Source organism: Micromonospora sp. NPDC005087 (genome assembly GCF_042872965.1).
Lineage (GTDB): Bacteria > Actinomycetota > Actinomycetes > Mycobacteriales > Micromonosporaceae > Micromonospora.
Genome location: NZ_JBIALB010000014.1, coordinates 179850 through 201900, shown reverse-complemented (window position 1 = coordinate 201900; position 22051 = coordinate 179850). Strand labels below are relative to the sequence as shown.

Sequence of the window (22051 nt, the reverse complement as noted above, 5' to 3'; positions counted from 1 at the left end):
CGGGTTGGTGCGGGGTGGGGCCCGCCGTGCCCGGCTCCGGGCGGTCAGGCTTGATCCCTGCGCCGGGCACGGCGGGCCCCACCCCGTCGGTGGTCACCGTCCGTATGCAACCTCTGCGCGGCTTTGGGCAAGCTCCGTCCGACGGGTTGGTCGGTTCGTTCCGGTCTCTGTGCGATTCGGCGAGCCCATCCCCGGCGGGCGGTCGGTTCCTGTCCCTTGGGGTAGGTCGGGCAATCCGCGTCCCGCCGGCCATCGCTATTCGTCCCGATCCCTCTGGCCAGTGCGGTGAGTCCCATCCCGGGCGGACCGCTCGTCGTCCGGTTCTTGTTCCGGGTGCGATGCCGGGCAGGCCGTCCGCCTCGGTGTCGGACACGGGGGTCGGGTACTCGTTGTCGCGCATGAGTCGCGGTGGGCGACATATCCTCAGCCGTCTGGTTTGTGAGGCGCCACAACTCCATGATCGACGCGAGGCTGCGGGCGCGCGAGGCGGCGGCGGCGAGCCCGGATCCTGTGGGCGTCGTCGTGAGCGCTTCCCCGCGCCGGGCGCGTATCCCGCTGGTGCTCACCGCTCCCGTTCGGTCCTGCCTCGGGCGTGACCCCGCCGCCCTCGCGGCGGTGGTCGCTGTTGTGGGCGGTATACCTGTGAGGCATAAATATGCCTCTGAGGTATACCCCTCGTTGACCACCTCGCCCCGGATTCGCTTCATCCTCGTTCGCGGTGGTCGACTCAATGTCAGCGATGTCAGCGTTGTCGGGTTGTCGGCGATTTCGAGGACGTCGGCGATTTCGGGGATGTCGCGGTGTCCCGGGCGGCCGGATGGCCCGATATCGGTGATACCGAGTCGATCAACCCCAGCCGGCCGAGCTGAGCCCGCGACAGCCGGCAATCTCCGGGCCGTATGTCCGGTATCGGGTGGCTCTGGCGTGTGACCGGGTGCACTCGTGGGGTGGAATCGTGGCGGGCCGGGGGTCGTTACACACCCTGACGATCGCAGCACCACCGGTCCGGCACCCCGCCCCGCAGGGTTGGGATGGCGGTCGGGCCCGGGTTGGAATGCCCGCGGGTGGCCGGTCGTTGCAGACCCCGCGAACGATCGCACCAGCACCCCGTTCACGCAGGGTGCCGATGGATGGGCCACCCCCGGAATGCCCGCGGCCCGGCAGTCGTTACACACAGACCCGGCGCCACGAGCCCCCCGCTTGTCGGCCGCCGAACTCCAAGACTTTCCCCCCCGTGTTGTTGAAAGCGCCGGACGAGGTGCTCGCACCCTGCGCGCCGCCGTTCCCCCGGAGCGGGCGTGTGGGTGTCTACCCCCCTGAAGGAGCTGACCTCTCATGAACACGATCATTCGTAAGAGCATGCTGTCTGTTGCTGGTCTCGCGTTCGCCGGTGGTGTGTTCGCCGGTCCGATCGCCGCGCACGCCGCCACCCCCGTGGATGGCAAGCCGGTCGCGGTCGCGGTGCAGACGGTCAAGGTGCAGGGCGCGCAGTCGCACATCGACCTGAACGACGAGCAGACCGCGAATGTGAAGGCGATCATCGCGGCGACGAAGAAGGCCGGTCTGCCTGAGCGGGCCGCGGTGATCTCGATCGCCACGAGTCTGCAGGAGTCGAAGCTGGAGAACCTGGGTCACCTCGGCGACGCCAACGACCATGACTCGCTGGGCCTGTTCCAGCAGCGCCCGACCTCGGGTTGGGGCACGCCGGAGCAGATCACCAACCCCGAGTACTCCACCACCGCGTTCCTCAAGGGTTTGAAGCAGGTTGACGGGTGGCAGGACATGGCGTTGACCGACGCCGCGCAGACCGTGCAGGTCTCGGCCTACCCCGACGCCTACGCCCAGTGGGAGCAGCAGGCCACCGACCTGGTCGCCAAGCACTGGAACAGCTGACCCCACCGCACCACCGCACGACACTGACCGCTGGCCGGCACCCCCACCCGGGGTGCCGGCCAGCGGCATACCCACGACCAGATCTTGGACAGTTCCCGTCACCCGCGAACGGAAACTGTCCAAGATTCGCAGGTCACGGCGGGGGCGCCGGGTGGGGGAACAAGGTCGGGCCGCGGCTGGTTGTGGACAGTGTCGGTGTGATCCAGTGTCCCCGGGCCTCACCTAATATCGCCCTCGCGGAATACCGTTCGGCTGGAACCGCGTCGCGCCACTCGCCGAGAGGCGACCTGCACACCGACACCAACGCCGCCCCCAGCCACCGGCCAGGGGCGGCGCTGTCTTTCCGCCGACGGAGTCTTGGACTGCGGGTGGGGCGAACGCGGACGGCCCCCGCCTCGCCCGGAGGGCGGTGGTGGGGGCCGTCGACGGATCGGTCGGTCAGGTGGCGGTGATCGTGCCGGTCAGCAGCAGGGCGAGGACAAGGGTGCCCAGCGCGACCCGGTACAGCACGAAGACGTACAGGGTGTGGTGGGCGACGTAGCGGAGCAGCCAGGCGATGGCCGCGTACCCGATGCCGAAGGCGATCACGGTGGCCACGATCATCTGGGCGACGGTGGGTGCGGACGTGCCCGGGGCCGACGGTTCGAAGACGTCCCCGAGGCTGAACACGCCGGACATGACCACCGCCGGGATGGCCAGCAGGAACGAGTACCGCGCCGCCGCCTCCCGGGTCAGGTTGAGCAGCAGCCCGGCGGTGAGCGTGCCCCCGGAGCGGGACACCCCCGGGATCAGCGCCATGGCCTGGGCGAAGCCCATCACCACGCCGTCCTTCATGCGGAAGTTCTCCAGGGTGCGGGTCTGCCGCCCCCAGTACTCGGCGAACGCCAGCACGAACGCGAAGACGATCAGCGTGGTCGCGACGACCCACAGGTTTCGCCCGGCGGTCTTGATCTGGTCCTTGAACACGAAACCGAACAGCCCGATCGGGATCGAGCCGACGATGACGTACCAGCCCATCCGGTAGTCGAGGCTGGAACGGACCGACTTGTCCCTGATGCCGACCAGCCAGGTCCGGGTGATCCGCCAGATGTCCTTGGCGAAGTAGATCAGCACGGCGGCCTCGGTGCCGAGCTGGGTGACCGCCGTGAACGACGCGCCCGCGTCGCGGTCAAAGAAGATCGCCGAGGTGATCCGTAGATGCCCCGACGAGCTGACCGGAAGGAACTCGGTCAATCCCTGGACGATGCCCAGGACGATGGCCTCGACCCAGGTCACTCGCCGACTCCTGAGAGGTCGAGCGCCTCGGCGACGGTACGGAGGGTCTGCACACCGCTGTCCCGGTCGGCCACGAACAGCGTCACCGACAGCGTGGTGACGCCCGCGGCGGCGTACTCCCGCATCCGCTCGGCGATGCGCTCCTTCGGGCCGAGCAGTGAGGTGCGGTCGATGAACTCCATCGGCACCGCGGCGGCCGCGTCACGCTGCCGCTTGGCCAGGTACAGATCCTGCACTTCGCGGGCGGCGTCGCCGTAGCCCATCCGGGTGGCGAGCTGGTTGTAGAAGTTCTGCTGCCGGCTGCCCATCCCGCCGACGTAGAGCGCGGCGTACCAGCGCACCAGCTCGGCGCAGGAGGCCACGTCGTCGCCGACCACCACCGGCACCGAGGGCACCACGTCGAAGCCGGCCAGTTCCTTGCCGACCTTGGCCCGCCCGGCGCTGACCGCGGCGAGATGCTCGTCGGCGAACTCCGGGGCGTAGAATACGGCCAGCCAGCCGTCGGCGATCTCGCCGGCCAGCTCCAGGTTCTTCGGGCCGACCGCGGCCAGGTAGATCGGGATGTGCTCGCGGGGCGGGTGGAAGCCCAGCCGCAGCGCCTTGCCGGGGCCGTCCGGCAGCGGCAGTGTGTAGTGCTCGCCGTCGTACGCCACCTCCTTGCGGGCGATGGCCAGCTTGACGATGTCCACGAACTCGCGGGTCCGGGCCAGGGGCTTGGCGAAGCGCACCCCGTGCCAGCCCTCCGAGACCTGCGGGCCGGAGACGCCGAGGCCGAGCCGGAACCGGCCGCCGGAGAGCGCGTCGATGGTGGCGGCGGTCATCGCGGTGGCAGCCGGCGTACGGGCCGGGATCTGCATCACCGCGGCGCCCACGTCGATCCGTTCGGTCTGGCCGGCCATCCAGGCGAGCATGCTGGGCGAGTCGGAGCCGTAGGCCTCCGCGGCCCACACCACCGAGTAGCCGAGCCGGTCCGCTTCCTGGGCCAGCGCCAGGTGGTCTGCTGGCGTGCTCCACGCCGTCTGGTATCCGAGGCTGAGCCCGAGTCGCACTGGTCCTCCCCCATCCGTGGCACAGGTCGCATCAGGTTACGCAATGCCGATTACGGCCTCGATCACCGGCTCGCCACCAATGATCCCCCGTCCGTCGGGGTACCCGCCGTCGGCGGAACCGGCAGAACCGGCAGAGATGACGGGAGCGAGGATATCGGTGGCGGCGGGTTCGAAATAAGGTTCACCCATGCAACAGCGACCGCTCGGCCGAAGCGGGCTTGCGGTTTCCCGGCTCGCGCTCGGCACCATGACGTGGGGCCGGGACACCGACGCCGACGATGCGGCCGCCCAGCTGAAGAGTTACCTGGACGCGGGCGGCAACCTGATCGACACCGCCGACGTGTACGGCGACGGGGACGCCGAGTCCGTGATCGGCTCGCTGCTGGGCACCCTCGTTCCTCGCGAGGATCTGCTGATCGCCACGAAGGCGGGGTTGCGCCCGGGCAGCGGCCGGCGCCGCGACGGCTCCCGTGGGCACCTGCTGCGCACCCTGGACGCCTCCCTGCGCCGGCTCGGCACCGACCATGTGGACCTGTTCCAGGTGCACGGGTACGACCCGGACACCCCGCTGGAGGAGACCCTGGCCGCGCTGGACCACGCGGTGGCCAGCGGAAAAGTCCGCTATGTCGGGGTGTCGAACTTCTCCGGCTGGCAGACCGCGCGGGCCGCCGCCTGGCAGACCGCCTGGCCGGGCCGGGCGCCGGTGGTCGCCGCTCAGGTGGAGTACTCGCTGCTGGAGCGGGGCGTGGAGCGGGAGGTGCTCCCCGCCTGCGAGGCGCTCGGCCTCGGCGTGCTGCCGTGGTCGCCGCTGGGCCGGGGGGTGCTCACCGGCAAGTACCGCCATGGCCGTCCAGCGGACTCCCGGGCCGCCTCGCCGCACTTCGAGCGGTTCGTCGCCACGTACCTGGAGCCGCGTTGCTCCAGCATCGTGGAGGCGGTGGCGACCGCGGCCGGCGGGCTGGGTGTGTCGCCGCTGGAGGTGGCGCTGGCCTGGATCCGGGACCGGCCCGGGGTGACCGCGCCGATCCTCGGCGCCCGCACGGTCGGGCAGCTGCTCGGTGCGCTCCAGGTCGAGCGGATCACGCTGCCCGAGGAGATCACCACCGCCCTGGACGACGTCTCCGCCGTGCCGGTGGGCTACCCGGAGCGGGACGGCTAGCAGTTCCGGCCACACGCCCGGGGCGGGTCCGCCTCAGATCGCCGGCCGCTGGCCGGGGATGTCCCGGACGGCGGCGAGGAATCGTGCCTGGTCGTCCCGGGTCGCCGGGTTGACGATCCGGATCCAGGAACCGTCGTCGAACCCGATGGTGGACGGGAACTGCATCAGTCGCGCGGCGCTGTGGTCGCAGTCGACGCGGGTCACCCGGTGCCGCTCCACGCTCCACAGCACCCGGGGCTGACGGCGGTCCGGCCGGCCCTCGTCCGGGCGGCGGCCCATCCGCAGCAGGTGCAGGTGCGTATCGGTAACCACCAGCGGCGTGCCGGTGTAGCGCTCCAGGAAGAGCAGCAGGCTGCCGGCGAGGCTGGCCAGCTCACCGCTGAAGACGTACCGGCGCCGGTAGGCGATCTCGGCGAGCTGGTCGGCCAGCGGGCGGTACTGGCTGAGCCGGAACAGCGCCCGGAAGGCCTCCTGCTCGGGCGTCAACGGCAGCGGTTGCCGGGGCTCGGCGCCCTGGCGCGGCGCCGGCAGGCCGGCGTCCGGGTCGGCCGCGTCCGCGACGCCGCCGGCGAGCGCGGCGGCCTTGCCGGGGAGCAGCAAGACACCCGCGGCGATCCGCACCGGTGTCAGCACGGCGTCCACCCAGACCACCGGGTTGACGATATTGAGCAGCCCGAACAGCGCCCGGGGTTCCAATGACTCGGCCACGGCCTCGGACATCGTGTCGGCGAACTGGCTGCCCGTCCGGTGCATCTCGTCTGCCCGGACAGGCGCCAGCCCGACGTAGCGGACCTCCTGGTCGGGCAGCAGCGGTGCGACCAGGGCGCGTTCCGGCTCGTCGCTGGTGCGGAACTCGTCGCGCAGCTCGCGGGCCTTGTCGCGGGCCGCCCGCGCACCGCCGAGCACCGCGTCGGTCAACCGACCGAGCCGGCCCCGCTCCCCTGACGTCACGCCTTACCTCCTCGACCGGCCTAACGGCCCGCCGGCTGGTTCGCGGGCGGCTGCCCGAAGACATTCTGGTCGATCCAGTCGGCACCGCCCTGCACCGCCTGGTCGATCTGGTCGCTGACCTGCTCGCTGCCGGGAACGGAGAGGCCGCTGGTGAGGGCGACGGACCCCCAGGTGACGCCGTGCACGATGGAGTTCGGCACGTTCCACGGCAGGTTGGTCGCCCAGTCCCGGGCGATCACCCGGGCGCCGTCGGCGACGCCGTGCGCCCGTAGCGCGGCGGCCCTTTCCAGGGCGCCCATGTCGAACGGTGAACCCGACTTGCCCAGCTTGTAGGTGCCCTTCGCCGGGTCGAGGACCTTGTGGTGCCACTTGTCGGCCTTGCCGGCGGCGCGCCGCTTGTCGGCGTACTTCTGGCCGGTGCGCAGCTTCTTCTGCATGTCGACGAGCTTGTCGAGGTGGTTGCGCAGCTTGCGCAGGTACAGCATGACCCGCTGGAGCAGGCGGATGACCTTCTGCAGGTGCGCCGCCAGCGGCCTGATGATCTTCAGCATGCGGGTGAGCACGATCAGGCCCCTGGTCACGGCGACCCCCATGCCCGCCACCCAGGACGCCCCGGCGGTGAACGGCGCCATCAGCAACGCCGTCACCAGCGTCACCAGCAGGAAGTTCACGAACTCGACGCAGAGGTCGACGAGCACGTCGTGCACGGTCTGCAGACCGTCGGCGACGCTGCGCAGATACTCCGCGGTGGCGGCGAACTGCTCGGCGACGTCGAGCAGTTGCTGTTCCACCTCGGCCAGCCGCTGCCCGTACGCCTCACCGGCGGGCGAGCGCCACCCGGGCTGCGCGGCCTCGCGGTCGCCGCGGTGCACCTGCGCGAGGTCGCGCACCTGCCCGGCCAGCGCGTCCCACTCGGCGGCCTTCGCGCGCAGCACGGCGGGCTCGCCGTCGACCATGTCGACGAGCTGGATGAGTGGCCAGGCGAGAGTGCGGCAGACGCTGTCGACCGCGGCCTCCACGCCGGAGAGTGCGTTGTCGAGGCCGTTCCACAGCTGGACGGCGCTGCCTGCCGGCCCGCTCATCCGGGCAGCCCCGCCTGGATGGCCTTGAACCCGCCGTCGAGGTCCTGCTCGTTGCGCTCGTACGTCTCGACCGTGTCGGCCAGCGCGCTGGCGACCCGGCCGAACGCGGCGTTGGCCGCGCCGAACAGCTCCACGCCACCGGCGACCTGCTCGGCGTACTTGCCGCGGAGCATGTCGCTGGCGAACGGCAGATGACCGAAGGCGTCCGACGGCACGTCACCGGCCGAGACGATCTGACTCTCCAGCGCCGCCAGCGAGCTGGCGACCCGCTTCGCGGCTGTCTCCAGTCGACGGACCGCCTGCACGTCGACCTCGATGTCCGGCGCCATGCCGTTCCTCCCCCGTGTGTTCAGCGCACCGACGATACGATTCCCCGACCGTCGGGCACCACCCCGGTGCACGGTCCACGGGGGAGGAATCTCATGACTGACCCGATGTCCGCGTTCGACGCGCTCGCCGGACGGATCGCCGACATCGAACGCCGGTTCGCGGGCCTGGGCGACGACCTGGCCGACCTGTCCGGCACCGCGAGCGACGAGAGTGGCCTGGTCTCCGCGACCGTCGACGCCACCGGCGTGCTCACCGGCCTCAACCTTGCGCCCGCCGCGCTGCGCGCCGGCACCGAGGGGTTGGCGGAGCTGGTGCTCGAGGCGTACCAGCGGGCCCGCACGGCGGCCACCGAGCGGGTCGAGGAGCGCACCGAGGGGTTGGGCGTCGAGCTCGGCGCGGGCCTGACCGACCTGTTCGGCAAGCCCGGTGACTTCTCGGCACTGGGGCGCCTGGAGGAGACCATCGGCCGGCTCGGGCGGCTGGACGACCGCCTGCCGGGTTCACCGGCGTGACCTCGCCGACCTGGCCGGAGATCGTCGTGCGACTACGGGACACCGTTGCCCGCTGCGACCGCGACACCGACCTGGAGCTCACCGCCGCGGCGCGGGGGATCCGGCTGCTGGTACGCCGCGACGTGGTTCGGGCGCTCTGCCCCGGCTACGACGAGGCACGCCTGGCCGCGCTCGGCTGGCGCCGCCCGACCGGCGACGCGCACTGGTGGTACGAGTCGCCGCGCACCCCGGAGCAGTTGGACCGGCTCAGCATGGTGGTGACCCGTACGGCCGCCGAGGTGCTGACCGACGCCCCGGGCGCGCTCTCCTGCCGACCCGTGCCACCGGCCACCCGCCCCACCTCGGAGGTGCGGCCGGTCACCCCCGGGCCGGCGCCGACCGAGGCGGCGGAGCCGGGGGTGGTGGCGCTGCTCGCCGCGGCCGCCGACCGACGCGACCTGCCCGGATACCTCGGCGTGCTGGCCGGCGCCATGGTGTGCGTGCCGCTGGCCGGGGAACCGGCAGCGGACGGCAACTTCCCGTGGACGGTGGTCGGCGATGCGACGGGCGCGCCCCTGCTGCCGGTCTTCACCTCCCCGCAGGCCCTTGCCGCGTTCGCCGGGGACGGCGTGCCGTTCGTCGCGCTGCCCTGCGCCGAGCTGCTCGAGGACTGGCCGGACGAGTCGTGGGGGCTGGCGGTGGACGTGGGCAGCACTCGGGCGGTCACCCTGGCCGCGCTGGCGCTGGCCGCCCTGCTCACGGCGAACGCCCCGGCGGGGTAGCGGCAGGGATCAGGCGGCGGGCGCCCAGGGCGGCACGAACCACGCACGGCAGCGGCCTTGGTCACCCCGCCGGGGGTGGCGAACGGCCGCTGGGCTGGGCAGCATGGGTGGCATGGACTACGAATACGCGCCGCTGCGGTTGCCGCCGAACGTCGACCGGTTGACCGCCGCGGCGCAGTTGGCGATCCAGGCGGAGTTCTCCGGATGGGAGTTGGCCCGGGTGCGGCTGTTCCGGGACGGCACCCGGCAGGTGGTGCTGCGTCGGCGACGGGCCAACCAGCCGCAGCCGGGCCTGTCGTACTGACGCCCGGTCGGGCCGGGGGCGCGACGCCCGGGGCCCGGCCGTGATCGGTCGGGCCCCGGGCGTGTCACGGCCTAGTGCTGATGGCCGGCGTGGTCGTGGTCGTGGTCGTCGTCGAGCTCCAGGAACGGGTGCTCGTCGAGGCGGCCGACCAGCCGGTCGTCGGCCGCCGGCTGGAACGGGCCGACCGCGTCGTCGTCGTCGAACGACTCCAGGTCGACCGGGGTGCCCACCTCGCTGACCATGACCACCCCGTCGAGCGGCTCCAGCTCGGGGACGTCCAGCGCGCCGAGCGAGCCGTCGCCGCTCTGCAGCAGCTCCAGCACCGCCTCACCGACACCCTCCACCGGCGCCGGCTCGTCGTCCTCCGGGGTGCCCTCGCGGCGGGCCGCCTCGGCCACCCGCAGCAGCGCGGAGATGCTCGGCACCCGGTAGTCGCGGCGCTGGCGCACCGAGATCACCCGGGGGTGCGGGTCGCTGGCCTCGCCTGCCTCGGCGCCGCCGAAGCGCTCGTCGGCCTCGTCCGGGTCGATCGAGTCGACGTCCCACGGCGTCACCTCGCCGAAGGCGTCGAGCAGCCGCTCGTCGTACGCGTAGGACGCGTTGTTCAAAGCCACGTACGCCTGCCAGACGTCGTCGTCGTCGACGCGGCCCTGTGCGGCACGTACGGCGGCCAGGTGGTGGCGGGCCGCTTCGATCACCCGCTCGAGAGCGGCGTCCAGCTCACCATGCTGGTCGGTCATGTGGGGCAGTCCCTTCACGATGGGGAGGGTCCGAGCCGGGTGCGGCTACCGGACACGGCTAGCAGGTGCGGAGGAACCGGTCGAGTACCCGCACGCCGAACTGTAGTCCGTCGACCGGAACGCGCTCGTCGATGCCGTGGAACAACGCGGAGAAGTTCAGGTCGGCGGGCAGACGCAGCGGGGCGAACCCGAAGCAGCGGATGCCGAGCTGCGAGAACGCCTTGGCGTCGGTGCCGCCGGAGAGCATGTACGGCACCGGCCGCGCGCCCGGGTCCTCGGCGCGCAGCGCCGCCGACATGGCCTCGACCAGGTCACCGTCGAAGGTGGTCTCCAGCGCCGGCTGCCGCTGCACGTACTCGATCGCGATGTCCGGGCCGACCAGCTCGCGCAGTTGGCGCTCCAGCAGCTCGGACTGGCCGGGCAGACTGCGGCAGTCGATGGTGGCGGTGGCCCGGCCGGGGATCACGTTGTCCTTGTAACCGGCGGCCAAGCGGGTCGGGTTCGCCGTGTTGCGGATGGTCGCGCCGATGATGTTGGCGATCGGGCCGAGCTTGGCGATGGCCGTCTCCGGGTCCTCCGGGTCCAGCTCGATGCCGAGCAGGTCCGAGACCTCCTCCAGGAAGGCCCGCACGGTGTCGGTGACCACCACCGGGAAACGGTGCCGACCGATCCGGGCCACCGCCTCGGCGAGCGCGGTGACCGCGTTGTCGTCGTGCACCATCGAGCCGTGCCCGGGACGCCCCTTGGCGTGCAGCCGCAGCCAGTCGATGCCCTTCTCCGCGGTCTCGATGAGGTAGAGCCGCTGGCTGTCGTTCACCGAGTACGAGAAACCACCGACCTCACCGATCGCCTCGGTGCAGCCGTCGAAGAGCTCCCGGTGGTTGTCCACCAGGTAACGCGCGCCGTAGTCGCTGCCCGCCTCCTCGTCGGCGGTGTACGCCAGCACGATGTCGCGCGGGGGCCGTACGCCGGTGCGCTGCCAGTGCCGCACCACGGCCAGCACCATGGCGTCGAAGTCCTTCATGTCGATGGCGCCCCGACCCCACAGGTAGCCGTCGCGCAGTTCGCCGGAGAAGGGGTGCACCGACCACTCGTCGGCGTCGGCGGGCACCACGTCCAGGTGGCCGTGCACCAGCAGCGCACCCCGGCTCGGGTCGGTGCCGGGGATCCGGGCCACCACGTTCGCCCGGCCCGGCGCGGACTCGTGCAGCACGGACTCCAGGCCCACCTCGGCGAGCTTCTCCGCCACGTACTCGGCCGCACGGCGCTCACCGACGCTGGTGTCGTTGTCCCCCGTGTTGGTGGTGTCGATACGCAGCAGGTCGCGGCAGAGGTCCACGACCTCTGCGGTGGGTTCCGGTCGGGCGGGGGCGGCATCGCTCGTCATCGCCTCTTCATACCAGCCCGAGCTGGCCGGCGGGCCGGCGCACCGGCCGAGGTGGGCCGGGCATTCAGGGCGGCGGATACGGGAGACGGTTTCGCCGGGCCCGCCTTCGGGTACCGCCGCCCACGACCGCACGTCCCCTGCCGGAGCTTCCGCCCGCCAGTCGAGGAGGGCACCATGTCCGCCGTTTCCCTGCCGCCGCTGCCGCCCACGCCCGAGGAGGGCTACCGGCCCGGCGGACGCAGCATCGCCGACATCGTGGACCAGGAGCACCGGCAACTGCTGGCGTTGCTGGACCAGTTGACCGACACGGACGCCGCGCCGCAGGACGGGCTCGCGGTGCTCACCGCCGCGTTGTCGCGGCACCTCTCCGCGGAGGAGCAGTACCTGCTGCCGGCGGTGCGCGCCGCGCTACCGGACGCGGCCGAGCGGGTGGACGCCGAGATCAACGCCGACGCCGCGCTGCTGGGCGCCCTCAAGGCGCTGAGCGACGAGACGCTGACCGAGGTCGCCGAGCGGGTTCGCCGACACGTGCACGGGGTCGGCGCGCTCGTCGCGGAGCTGCGCGCGGTGGCCACCGAGGAGGAGCTGATCCGGCTGGGCAACCGGCTGGAGATCGCCGAGGAGGCGGCGCCGACCCGACCGCACCCGGGCACCCCGGCCACGCCGCCGTGGAACCGGATCGTCGAGCCGGCGGTGGGAGTGGTGGACAAGGTACGCGACGCGGTGACCGGCCGGCCGACGTACATGGCGGACCTGCCGGAGCCACCGCGCGGCTGAGGAGCGGCGACACCCACCGATGCATTCAGCCTCACCGATCCGTCCGGACCCTTCCGCCGACTGCGGCGTAGTCCTACCGTCACGGTATGAACCTGGAGCTGCGACACCTACGGGTGGTCTGCGCGATCGCGGAGACGGGGAGCGTGACCAAGGCGGCGTCGGCGCTCGGCCTGGCCCAGCCGGCGCTCACCGCCCAGCTCCAGCGGATCGAGCGGACACTGGGCGGGCCGCTGTTCGACCGGGACCGCCGCGGCGCGCGGCCCACCGCGCTCGGTGAGCTGGTGCTGGCCCGGGCCCGGGTGCTGCTGCCGGCGATGAAGGGCCTGCAGGACGAGGCGGCCCGGCTGGCCGGCGGCGGGGAGGCGCCGCGCTGGTACCGGTTCGGCGGGGTGAACAGCCCGATCCTGGGGCGGTTGGTGCACCGGCTGGCCGCCGAGCAGCCGCCCGCGCAGATCACCACGTACGCGTCCTGGTCGGTGGACGAGTTGGCGCAGTTGGTGGCCGGCGGCCGGTTGGATTTCGCGCTCACCGGGGTGTGCGGTGACGCCGTCCCGTCGGCCGAGTTCGGGTTGAGCTGGCGGGAGGTGGCCGTCGACCCGGTGCTGGTGCTGCTGCCGGAGACCCATCCCCTCGCGGCGCGCGACGAGGTGCGGTTGGGCGACCTGCGCCACGAGCAGTGGGTGGCTGCGCCGGGCGACGGCTGCTTCGGCGACTGCTTCGCCGCCGCCTGCGCCCGCGCCGGCTTCACCCCCCGCAAGGTGTACGAGACCGACGTGCGGGGCTGCGTCGACCTGGTGGACGCCGGTGAGGCGGTGGCCCTGTGTCAGGCGACGTTCCGCCCGGTGGACGGGCTGGTCACCCGACGGCTGGCCGGGATACCGCTGCGCTGGCGGCTGCTGCTGGGCTGGCACCCGGACTCGCCCGCCGCCCAGGGGGCGGAGCTGGTGCTGGAGACGGCCAAGGCCGCGTACACCGACTCACTGGCCCCCCACCCCAGCTACCTGGCCTGGCTGCTGCGCAATCCCGGGTTCGGCGTCCAACAGCCCAGCCGGGTCTGATCCACCGTTGGTGGGGTATCTGGCGGACATGACCGACCTCTACCCGCCCACCGGCGACCGGGACCTGCTCCACCAGGCGGCCGCCGCGCACACCGCCGCCATCCGCGAGACGGAGGCGTTCCTGCGCCGGCTGCCGGACGTGCCCGACCCGGCCGACATCGCCGAGTACGCCAACCTGCTCAGCCGCGAGGAACGGAGCCGCGGCGAGCGGGACGCCGCCGCCGACGCGGTCGGGCTGACCATCGGCAGCCTGGAACCCGATCAGGCCTGACCAGGCTCGACGCGACGGTGCCGTCCCTGCCCGGGACGGCACCGTCGAGCGTGCACCGCTCAGCGTTCGACGAGGGGGTCGTGGCCCAGGTCGAGCAAGGAGTGCCGCCACTCGTCGTCGGCGTTGCCGCGCGGCGGCTTGGCGTCCATCAGCTCGCGGATCCGGTCGACCGCGTCCTGCATCACCTCGATGTCCTCCGGGGTGAGGTCGACCTTGCGCTTGGCCAGCACCTTGAGGATCTCCCGGCCCGGCTGGGGCAGGTCGAGGTCCGGGTTCGGCCCGAACGACTCTTCGCCGGAACCACGGGTCAGCAGCCAGCTGCGCAGCTGCGCAGACGGGACGTTGACCTCGGCGTGGAAGTCATCCCAGAGCACCTCCACCTCGGGGTCGATGCGAGTCTCGCGTGCCATCAGGTCTCCTCTCCGGGCGGCGGCCCGGACGTCTCCGGGTCCCCCTCGTCGGTCTTCGGATGCAGGCCCTCCGGCGGCACCCGCGTCCTCCTGGGGTTCGCGGTGGGCGGCGCCAGGATCGGATGGGGATGGTCGTCCTCGTCCCGGGATTCCGCGGCCTCCGCGGGCTCGTGCGGTTCCTTGGGTTCCGGCCGTCGCGCGGCCCCGCTCATCGCGGGTGTGTGGTCGTGGCAGCGGTGTACCCCCGCTCACCCGCGGTCACGTCGAAGGTGAGCGCGCCCTCGCGGGCGTCCACAGTGACCTTCTGCCCGGGTGAGATCGCCGACTCCAGCAGCATCCGGGACAGGTGGTTGTCCACCTCCCGCTGGATCACCCGGCGCAGTGGGCGGGCGCCGAATTCCGGCTGGTAGCCGTGCTCGGCGAGCCAGTCGACGCCGGCGGCGGTGAAGTCCACCTGGATGTCCTGGGCGTGCAGCCGGCGGCGGGTCTCCTCCAGCAGCAGCCCGGTGATCTGACGCAGCTGCTCGGCCTCCAGCCGGCGGAAGATGATGACCTCGTCGATCCGGTTGAGGAACTCCGGGCGGAAGTTCTCCTGCAGGCGGCGCATCAGCCGCTCGCGCAGCTCGTCGCTCTCCTGCTCGCTGCCCGGCGCGCCGGTGCCGAACCCGACGCTGCGCTGAGCGCCGGTGATCAGCTCGGAGCCGAGGTTGCTCGTCATGATCAGTACGGTGTTCTTGAAGTTCACCGTGCGGCCCTGGCTGTCGGTCAGCCGCCCGTCGTCCAGCACCTGGAGCAGGATGTTGAACACGTCCGGATGGGCCTTCTCGATCTCGTCGAGCAGCACCACCGCGTACGGGCGGCGGCGCACCGCCTCGGTGAGCTGGCCGGCCTCCTCGTAGCCGACGTACCCGGGCGGGGCGCCCACCAGCCGGCTGACCGTGTGTCGCTCCTGGAACTCGCTCATGTCCACCCGGACCATCCGGTCCGCCTCGCCGAACAAGGCCTCGGCCAGGGCGCGGGCCAGCTCGGTCTTGCCGACGCCGGTCGGGCCGAGGAACAGGAAGCTGCCCATCGGCCGCTCCGGGTCGGCCAGCCCGGCACGGGAGCGGCGCACCGCCTCGGCGACCGCGGTGACCGCGTCGTCCTGACCGACCACCTTCTGGTGCAGCTGACCCTCCAGGCGCAGCAGCCGGTCCCGTTCCTCCTCGGTAAGCTGGCTGACCGGGATGCCGGTGGCCCGGGAGACCACCTCGGCGATCTCCTGCGGACCCACCTCCGGCACCTGCGAGGAGGCGCCCTCGTCGCCGCTCGCGCGGCGCACCTGCTCCTCCAGCTCGGCGATCCGGTCGCGCAACGTGGACGCCCGCTCGTACTGCTCGTCGGCGACGGCCTGTTCCTTGTCCCTGCGTACGTCGTCGAGCTGCTGCTCCAGCTCCCGCACGTCGGAGGCGGGGGTGCGGGTGCGCAGCCGGACCCGGGCGCCGGCCTGGTCGATCAGGTCGATGGCCTTGTCCGGCAGGAACCGGTCGGTGACGTACCGGTCGGACAGCTCGGCGGCGGCGACCAGCGCCTCGTCGGTGAACCGCACCTGGTGGTGGGCCTCGTACCGGTCGCGGAGCCCGCGCAGGATGGCGATGGTGTCGTCGACGCTCGGCTCGGGCACCAGCACCGGCTGGAAGCGCCGGGCCAGCGCGGCATCCTTCTCGATGCTCTTTCGGTATTCGTCCAGCGTCGTCGCGCCGATCACCCGCAGCTCGCCGCGGGCCAGCGCCGGCTTGAGCATGTTGGACGCGTCCATGCCGCCCTCGCTGCCGGCGCCACCGGCCCCGACCAGGGTGTGGATCTCGTCCATGAAGATGATCAGCTCGTCGCGGTGCGCCCGGATCTCGTCGATCACCTTCTTCAGCCGCTCCTCGAAGTCACCCCGGTATCGGGTGCCGGCGACCAGGCCGGCCAGGTCGAGCTGCACCACCCGCTTGCCGAGCAGGGTCTGCGGCACGTCCCCGTCGCAGATCCGCTCGGCCAGGCCCTCGACGATGGCGGTCTTACCGACGCCGGCCTCACCGATCAGGACCGGGTTGTTCTTGGTACGCCGGGACAGGATCTCCACGGCCTGCTCGATCTCGTCGGCGCGTCCGATCACCGGGTCAATCTGGTCGGCGCGGGCCAGGTCGGTGAGGTCCTGCCCGTACTGGTCCAGCGTGGGGGTGCCCCGGTCCGGCTTCGGCCCCGTCATCGGGCCGCGCTCGGCGTTGGCGGCCTGCAACGACTCCGGCTGGATCCGGCCGGCCGCCAGCATCCGCCCGGCCGGCGACTCCGGGTTGAGCGGCAGCGCCATCAGGATGTGCTCGGGGCCGATGTAGTTCGCGCCCATCGCCCGGGACAGCTGGTGGGCGTCGAGCAGCGCCCGCTTGGCCGCCGGCGTCAGCGACAGGTTGGGTGGCACCTCGCCGCGGGGCGCGCCGTCGCCCCGCCCGCCGAGCGCGTTGAGCAGGGTGTCCGGGTCGGCGCCGGCCCGGCGTACCAGGTCACGCAGGGGTTCGCGTTGCAGCGCCGCCCAGAGCAGATGGTCGGTGTCCAGGTCGCTGCTCTGCCGTTGCGCGGCCCGCCGGGCCGCGTCGGCCAGCATCTCCCGCGCGTCGGCCGTCATCAGCCGGGTGATGTCGACCCGGTGCGCAGGTCGGCGTCCTCCCTCACCCCGGCCGAAGTACCGGGCCAGGAATTCGTCCCACGGGTCGGAGCCGAGGTCGCCGGGTCCCATCATGTCTGTCCTCCGCAGTTGGGTGCGGCACGGTCGCCAGGGGCTACCCGACGCGCGTGCCGACAAACGCCGCACGTGGCGGCGCACCGCCGTTGTGGGAGTGGCGTCGGGCGGGCGGCCGCCGGTGGTGGCAGGCTGACGGGATGGATGAGACCCCGCTGCTGATCGTGGACGGCGCCAACGTGGTGGGTTCGCGCCCGAACGGGTGGTGGCGGGACCGGGCCGGGGCCGCCGCCCGGCTGCGTGACTCGCTGGCGCCGGTGGCCTCTTCCGGCCTGCCGGACCGGCTGGCCGCCCCGGTGGAGGTGGTGCTGGTGGTCGAGGGGGCCGCGCGGGACGTGCCCGGCACCGACACGGTGCGGGTGGCCTCGGCGCCCGGCTCGGGTGACGACACCGTGGTCGACCTGGTCGAGGCTGCCCCGGGGCGCCGCCGGCTGGTGGTCACCGCCGACCGGGAGCTGCGCGACCGGGTCACCGCCCTAGGCGCCGAGGTGTACGGGCCACGCTGGCTACGCGACACGCCGGCGAACACCTGAGAGGCTCTCGCACTGGGACTCCCACAGAATGGACTCCCGGCGCATCCGGTCCGCAACGGGACGGGGGGGCAGGAACACCGACAGGGCGGATGTTCTCCCGCGGACGCCGATAGGCTCTAATGGAACTCTCCCCGCCCCCAGGAGGTTCCGCCGTGGCGAGCGTCGCCGAGCTGAAGGCTGCCATCGATGTCGCCCTCCAACAGATCGGTGACGGGCAGACAGCCGTGCAGGCGGCCGGCGAGAAGCTGGCCGAGGCACAGCAGACCCTGGCCGGCGCGCTGGAGGGCAGCGGGCACGAGACGGTGGAGGCGGCCCAGGCCTCGCTGACACAGGCCAGCCAGGAGCTGGAGGAGTGTCTCGCCGCGACACTGGTCGCGGTGGAGCAGGCGCAGCTCTACGTCGCCACGCTGTAGGCCGCCATGTCCATCATCGAGGACGTCGGTGGGCAGGTCCGTGCCGCCAGCGAGGAGTTCCCGGTGGCCCTGCTCGGGCAGGCGCTGGAGAAGTTCGGCCTGGCCGCGGAGCGGCTGCGCTGGGTACGACAGGAGTCGGCCAACCCGATGGGCGTGCCCGAGCTGTCCGCCGCCACCGAGCATGCCGAGACCGCCGGTTACGCGCTGCGGGTGGCGCAGGAGCAGCTGTCGGCGTACCTGGCCGCGATCGGGCTGGCCGCGGACGGCGCGCCGCCGCCACGCCCGCAACAACGCGAACCCCGGCACGACGCGCCGCCGCCCGGCGGGCCCGCCACCGTCGCGCCGGAGCCGGCCGAGCAGGTCCGGCTGCGCCGCTGGTGGTCGGTGCGGGTGGCGGAGCTGACCGGTGGAGGCGAGGGCGGCGCCGACGAGCCCGACGAACGGCTGGACGACTCCCAGGAGTTGCTGCGCCGGGTGGTACGCGGGGTGCGCGCCGGCGACCGGGACCGGCTGCGCACCGAGCTGCGCCGCGCCCCGGCCGACGTGGGCCTGGGGATGGCGGCGCTGGCGCCGCCGCTGCTGCGCGAGCTGGCCGGCGAGCTGCTGGGCCACCCGCCCCGCGCCGCCGACCTCGGCCGGTTGCGCGGGGAGCTGGACGGACGCGTCCGCGACCTGCTGCCCGGGCTGCCGCCGCCGGTGCTGGAGACGCTGCTGACCCGGGTCTGCCGGATGCCGCCGCCGCGCGGTTCCGGCGAGCCGCCGCACGCCGCCGACTCCGCGGTGACGGCCGGCGTGGCGACCGGGCTGCTGCTCGCCCGGCTCGGCTGGGACCTGCCCACCGCCGCCGGCCCGCAGGCCGCGGCCGCCGGGCAGCCGGTCGGCGCGGGGCAACGCCCCGGTGGTGCGGGCCCACAGCTCCGCGATGCCGGCCGGCAGCACGCCGCTGGGCCGCCGCGCGCGGGCGGCGGCCCGTGGCGGGACGCGCCGGCGCCGCAGCGACGCCGGAGCTCCGATGGCTGACCGGCGCGGCCAACTGGCCGCCCGGGTCCGGGGCACCCTCGCCGAGGCTCTGGGCGCCACCCGTACCCGGCTGTCCGCGGCACAGGCGGAGCTGACCGCCGCGCGGGACCGCCTGGCCCGGGTGCGCCGGGCGGCCGCCGCCGTACCGGATCGGGTCGGCGGCCAGCGGGACCACCGGCTGGCCGAGATCGACGCCCGGCACGCCGCCCGGATCGCCGAGCTGGCCCGCCACGCCGCTGACGCCGCCCGTCGGGAGGCGCCCGGCTGCGCCGGCGCCGACTGGCCGCAGTGGACACCGACGCCCACCCGCCGGGCCGAGTCGCCCGGTGCGCTGCGTGTCGGCACGGTCCGGATCGACGACGTCGACCCGGTGCCCGCGCTGGTACCACTGCTCGACGCCGGGCACGTGCACCTCTCCGGGGACGACCGCGCCGGCTGCGACGCGGTGGTGGCCGCGCTGCTGCTGCGGGCCGTCGGCCGCGCCGACCCGGGCGCGGTACGGCTGATCGGGTACGACCCCGAGCACCTCGGCGGCGGCCTGGCCGGGTTCGCCCCGCTGGGCACGGCGGGGCTGCTCACCTTCGTCGGCCCCGGCGGGCTGGGCCCCCTCCTGGACGGCCTCGTCGAGCAGATCCGCCGGATCAACGAGACCGTGCTGGCCGGCGAGTACGGCTCACTGCGGGAGCTGGCCACGGCGACCGGCCGCCGCCCGGAACCGTGGCGGGTGGCGGTGCTGCTCGGCGGCGACGAGCTGAACCGGCACGAGCGCGGGCAGCTCGACCGGGTGGTGCGGGCCGGCGCGGCGTGCGGTGTGCACCTGGTGGTCCGTGGCGTGCCGCTGCCGGAGGACCTGACGGTGACCCGGGTGGTCGCCGAGGCGTCCGGCGCCCGGATCGGCGGTCCGTCCGGCCTGCCGGTGCGGCTGGACCCGCCTCCACCGGCGGCGCTGGTCATCGAGACCTGCCGGGAGGCTGCCGCGCGGGTGAACGCCGGCCCGCCGCCGGCACCGTTCGCCGACCTGCTGCCTGCGCCGGAGCTGATGTGGCGGGAGGACTCCGCCGCCGGGCTGACCGCCCCCATCGGCGAGGGCCCGCAGGGCCGGCCGGTGCGGTTGACGCTGGGCGACTACCCGCCGCACGCGCTGATCGGCGGGCCGTCCGGCACCGGCAAGACCAACCTGATCTTCGCCTGGATCGGCGCGCTGGCGGCCCGCTACTCCCCCGCCGAGCTGGAGTTCTACCTGCTGGACTTCAAGGAGGGGGTGTCCTTCGCGCGGTTCGCGAAGGGCCGGCGCGACCCGAGCTGGCTGCCGCACATGCGGTTGGTCGGGATCAACGTGAACACCGACCGGGAGTTCGGGCTGGCGCTGCTGCGGTTCCTCGCCGAGGAGCTGCGCCGGCGGGCCGACGCGGCCAAGAAGCACGAGGTGACCAAGCTGGCCGAGCTGCGCGCGGTCGACCCGACGGGGCACTGGCCGCGGATCGTCGCGGTGGTCGACGAGTTCCAGATGCTGCTGGCCGGCCGGGACGTGGTCGCCCGGGAGGCGGCGGACCTGCTGGAGGACCTGGCCCGGCGCGGCCGGTCGCAGGGCATCCACCTGGTGCTCGCCTCGCAGGACGTGCGCGGCATCGAGGCGTTGTGGGGCCGCCCGGCGCTGGTCGCCCAGTTCGCCCTGCGCATCGCGCTGCCCAAGGCGTTACGGATCCTGGCCGAGCGCAACGACGCGGCGCAGTCGCTGCCCCGCTGGCACGCGGTGGTCAACGCCGAGTCGGGCATGGTGGAGGGCAACGAGATCGCCCGGATCCCGGCGGCCAGCGACTGGGACACGTGGAGCGGACTGCAGAACCGGCTGTGGCGGATGCGCCCGTCCGACGCGGCGCCGGCCCGGCTCTTCGACGGCGACGCGGTCCCCCGGCTGGCGGAGGCCCCCGACTTCCGGGCGCTCGCCGCTCCTGCCGACGGGACCGCGCCGCGCAGCCCGGTGGCCCTGCTCGGCGAGATCATCGACGTGCAGGCCCGCTCGGCGGCGCTGCGGCTGCCGCGCGCCCCCGGGCGCAACCTCGCGGTGCTGGGCACCCGGGTGGACGAAGCGTGCGCGGTGCTGGACGCTGCCGCCCGGTCGCTGGCCCGCCAACATCCGCCCGGCACGGCCCGGTTCTCCATCGCCTGTCTGGACCCCGACGCCGACCCGATGGCCCGCGCTCTCTACGACGACCTTGCCGACGACGCCGCCTGGTACGACGAGGAGACCGTCGGTGAGCTGATGGCCGAGACGGCCGATGGGCTGGCCGGCCCCGGCAGCCCGCACTACCTGCTGCTGTTCGCCGTGGACGCGGCGGCCGGGGCGTTGGCCGCGCGGGCAGGCAGCCGGACCGGCCTGGAGCAGCTGCGCCGGGTCCTGCACGACGGGCCGGAACGGCGGACCCACGTGCTGGCCTGGTGGCGGGGGGTGGCCCGGATGCGCGCCGACCTGGGCGGGCCGGCCGCGCGCACCGACCAGATCGGCGCCTGGGTGGCGCTGGACGCGCACGGCGGCGAGCTGGGCGCCTCGCTCTATCCGGGCACCGGCGGCCCGGACTGGTATCCCCGCCCGTGGCGGGGGCTCTTCTTCGACCGGGCGGTGCACCGCACCGGGCAAGTGATCATCCCCTATGGACCGTCACGATGAACCAACCGGTGGCCAGTGAGACGTACGCGGCCCAGCTGCGGCGACTGGCGGAGCTGACCGCCCGGGTGCGCGAACAGCGCGCCGAGGCGCACACGTGGTACGACCGGCAGTGCGCGGCGGCCGACCGGGCTGTCGCCGACGCCGCCGAGCAGGTGCGGCGCGCCGAGGAGGAGCTGGTCGCGGCGCGCGAGCAGCAGGAACGGGTGGACGCGGAGGTGGCGCACCTGTGGCAGCAGTTGCGGGAGCGGCTCGGCGCCGGCGCCCGTCGCCTCGGTGGCCCGCCCACCCCGGTCGACGGTGGCGCGACGGACCCGGTGCTGCTGCTCAGCCGGGCCCGTGACCTGCTCGACCGGGCCGGCCAGCCGGGTGAGCTGCCCGGCTCGGTCAACCCGCTGCTGGCGCTCTGCGGGGTGGCCGGCGCGGTGCTGGCGTACGCGCTGGGCGCCGGCGCGCGTGCGCTCGGCCTCGGGTACGGCGGCGACCTCGCGGTCGGGATGCCGGTGCTGGCGCTGGTGGTGACCCTCCTGGGGCCACTGGTCGGCCTGGTGCCGGCGCGAATGGCGGCGGACCGCCGGCACGCGGTGCTCGGGCCCCGGCCGATCACCGTGGTGCTCGGCGCCGGCCTGCTCACCACCGCGCTGCTGCTGGTGCTCGGCCGCTGACCCGACCAGGCCGGCCCGACCGGGCTGGTGCC

General features: G+C 73.5%; 23 protein-coding genes. 13 read left to right on the top strand and 10 right to left on the bottom strand.

Translation table 11 applies throughout. From position 1 onward, the window contains the following. The first annotated feature begins 1335 nt into the window (after positions 1–1335). The gene (locus ACFYPS_RS27840; protein WP_387322381.1) at positions 1336–1893 is read left to right on the top strand and encodes a hypothetical protein; all 558 of its coding nucleotides are present in this window, start codon (positions 1336–1338) and stop codon (positions 1891–1893) included. Positions 1894–2331: 438 nt separating this feature from the next. Here the strand turns inward: ACFYPS_RS27840 and ACFYPS_RS27835 are convergent, their stop codons facing one another. Continuing rightward, entirely contained in the window at positions 2332–3168 is an 837-nt protein-coding gene (locus ACFYPS_RS27835) for an undecaprenyl-diphosphate phosphatase (protein WP_354967702.1), read from the bottom strand. Further along, entirely contained in the window at positions 3165–4217 is a 1053-nt protein-coding gene (locus tag ACFYPS_RS27830; protein WP_354967701.1) for an LLM class F420-dependent oxidoreductase, read from the bottom strand. Before ACFYPS_RS27830 ends, ACFYPS_RS27835 begins: the two co-directional genes overlap by 4 nt. A 187-nt stretch (positions 4218–4404) precedes the next feature. On the opposite strand from ACFYPS_RS27830, the gene ACFYPS_RS27825 reads away from it, so the two are divergent. Next, a complete protein-coding gene (locus ACFYPS_RS27825) occupies positions 4405–5376 on the top strand; it encodes an aldo/keto reductase (protein WP_354967700.1) in 972 nt (323 codons plus the stop codon). Positions 5377–5409: 33 nt separating this feature from the next. On the opposite strand, the gene ACFYPS_RS27820 is transcribed toward ACFYPS_RS27825, so the two are convergent. Genes ACFYPS_RS27820 through ACFYPS_RS27810 form a run of 3 tightly spaced genes read right to left on the bottom strand, consistent with a single transcriptional unit; the run spans position 5410 to position 7738 of the window. After that, complete coding sequence (locus ACFYPS_RS27820; RefSeq protein ID WP_354967699.1) at positions 5410–6327, bottom strand: hypothetical protein; 918 nt, start codon at positions 6325–6327, stop codon at positions 5410–5412. A gap of 20 nt (positions 6328–6347) precedes the next feature. Continuing rightward, complete coding sequence (locus ACFYPS_RS27815; RefSeq protein ID WP_354967698.1) at positions 6348–7409, bottom strand: WXG100 family type VII secretion target; 1062 nt, start codon at positions 7407–7409, stop codon at positions 6348–6350. Next, a complete protein-coding gene (locus ACFYPS_RS27810) occupies positions 7406–7738 on the bottom strand; it encodes a hypothetical protein (protein ID WP_354967697.1) in 333 nt (110 codons plus the stop codon). The genes ACFYPS_RS27815 and ACFYPS_RS27810 overlap by 4 nt, the downstream gene beginning before the upstream one ends. Before the next feature lie 93 nt (positions 7739–7831). Here ACFYPS_RS27810 and ACFYPS_RS27805 point away from each other — a divergent pair, with 93 nt between their 5' ends. The 3 genes from ACFYPS_RS27805 to ACFYPS_RS27795 all read left to right on the top strand — a co-directional run bounded on the left by ACFYPS_RS27805 (position 7832) and on the right by ACFYPS_RS27795 (position 9316). Further along, entirely contained in the window at positions 7832–8251 is a 420-nt protein-coding gene (locus ACFYPS_RS27805) for a YbaB/EbfC family nucleoid-associated protein (RefSeq protein WP_354967696.1), read from the top strand. Next, positions 8248–9012, top strand: coding sequence for an SseB family protein (locus ACFYPS_RS27800; protein WP_354967695.1), 765 nt, complete (start codon positions 8248–8250; stop codon positions 9010–9012). The genes ACFYPS_RS27805 and ACFYPS_RS27800 overlap by 4 nt, the downstream gene beginning before the upstream one ends. A gap of 112 nt (positions 9013–9124) precedes the next feature. Further along, entirely contained in the window at positions 9125–9316 is a 192-nt protein-coding gene (locus ACFYPS_RS27795; RefSeq protein ID WP_089021145.1) for a DUF5703 family protein, read from the top strand. Positions 9317–9387: 71 nt separating this feature from the next. Here ACFYPS_RS27795 and ACFYPS_RS27790 read toward each other — a convergent pair whose 3' ends face one another. Together ACFYPS_RS27790 and ACFYPS_RS27785 are read right to left on the bottom strand one after the other, a co-directional pair. Next, positions 9388–10056 carry a hypothetical protein gene (locus tag ACFYPS_RS27790; RefSeq protein ID WP_354967694.1) on the bottom strand — a complete coding sequence of 223 codons (669 nt, stop codon included), beginning with the start codon at positions 10054–10056 and terminating at the stop codon, positions 9388–9390. A gap of 58 nt (positions 10057–10114) precedes the next feature. Further along, positions 10115–11443 (bottom strand): M20/M25/M40 family metallo-hydrolase, encoded by a 1329-nt coding sequence (locus ACFYPS_RS27785; protein WP_354967693.1) that lies wholly within the window; start codon positions 11441–11443, stop codon positions 10115–10117. 174 nt (positions 11444–11617) lie between these two features. Between ACFYPS_RS27785 and ACFYPS_RS27780 the strand changes: the two genes are divergently transcribed. The 3 genes from ACFYPS_RS27780 (at position 11618) to ACFYPS_RS27770 (ending at position 13549) form a co-directional block, all read left to right on the top strand. Next, positions 11618–12220 (top strand): hemerythrin domain-containing protein, encoded by a 603-nt coding sequence (locus tag ACFYPS_RS27780; protein ID WP_354967692.1) that lies wholly within the window; start codon positions 11618–11620, stop codon positions 12218–12220. Positions 12221–12306: 86 nt separating this feature from the next. Beyond that, positions 12307–13278, top strand: coding sequence for a LysR family transcriptional regulator (locus tag ACFYPS_RS27775; protein WP_387328028.1), 972 nt, complete (start codon positions 12307–12309; stop codon positions 13276–13278). A gap of 28 nt (positions 13279–13306) precedes the next feature. Next, positions 13307–13549, top strand: a complete 243-nt coding sequence (locus ACFYPS_RS27770) for a hypothetical protein (RefSeq protein ID WP_387328053.1) — start codon at positions 13307–13309, stop codon at positions 13547–13549. A 59-nt stretch (positions 13550–13608) separates the two neighbouring features. Here ACFYPS_RS27770 and ACFYPS_RS27765 read toward each other — a convergent pair whose 3' ends face one another. Genes ACFYPS_RS27765 through ACFYPS_RS27755 form a run of 3 tightly spaced genes read right to left on the bottom strand, consistent with a single transcriptional unit; the run spans position 13609 to position 16723 of the window. Continuing rightward, a complete protein-coding gene (locus tag ACFYPS_RS27765; protein ID WP_354967690.1) occupies positions 13609–13959 on the bottom strand; it encodes a DUF3140 domain-containing protein in 351 nt (116 codons plus the stop codon). After that, positions 13959–14171 (bottom strand): hypothetical protein, encoded by a 213-nt coding sequence (locus ACFYPS_RS27760; RefSeq protein ID WP_354967689.1) that lies wholly within the window; start codon positions 14169–14171, stop codon positions 13959–13961. The genes ACFYPS_RS27765 and ACFYPS_RS27760 overlap by 1 nt, the downstream gene beginning before the upstream one ends. Continuing rightward, a complete protein-coding gene (locus ACFYPS_RS27755; protein ID WP_354967688.1) occupies positions 14168–16723 on the bottom strand; it encodes an ATP-dependent Clp protease ATP-binding subunit in 2556 nt (851 codons plus the stop codon). The genes ACFYPS_RS27760 and ACFYPS_RS27755 overlap by 4 nt, the downstream gene beginning before the upstream one ends. 140 nt (positions 16724–16863) lie before the next feature. On the opposite strand from ACFYPS_RS27755, the gene ACFYPS_RS27750 reads away from it, so the two are divergent. The 5 genes from ACFYPS_RS27750 (at position 16864) to ACFYPS_RS27730 (ending at position 22019) form a co-directional block, all read left to right on the top strand. After that, the gene (locus ACFYPS_RS27750) at positions 16864–17256 is read left to right on the top strand and encodes a hypothetical protein (RefSeq protein WP_354967687.1); all 393 of its coding nucleotides are present in this window, start codon (positions 16864–16866) and stop codon (positions 17254–17256) included. A 152-nt stretch (positions 17257–17408) separates the two neighbouring features. Continuing rightward, positions 17409–17669 (top strand): hypothetical protein, encoded by a 261-nt coding sequence (locus ACFYPS_RS27745; protein WP_030504016.1) that lies wholly within the window; start codon positions 17409–17411, stop codon positions 17667–17669. Positions 17670–17675: 6 nt separating this feature from the next. Then, positions 17676–18689: a hypothetical protein gene (locus tag ACFYPS_RS27740; protein ID WP_354967686.1), complete on the top strand. Its 1014-nt coding sequence runs from the start codon at positions 17676–17678 to the stop codon at positions 18687–18689. Continuing rightward, positions 18682–21357, top strand: a complete 2676-nt coding sequence (locus ACFYPS_RS27735) for an FtsK/SpoIIIE domain-containing protein (RefSeq protein ID WP_387328023.1) — start codon at positions 18682–18684, stop codon at positions 21355–21357. The genes ACFYPS_RS27740 and ACFYPS_RS27735 overlap by 8 nt, the downstream gene beginning before the upstream one ends. Further along, positions 21354–22019, top strand: coding sequence for a hypothetical protein (locus ACFYPS_RS27730; RefSeq protein ID WP_354967684.1), 666 nt, complete (start codon positions 21354–21356; stop codon positions 22017–22019). Before ACFYPS_RS27735 ends, ACFYPS_RS27730 begins: the two co-directional genes overlap by 4 nt. Positions 22020–22051: the final 32 nt, after the last annotated feature.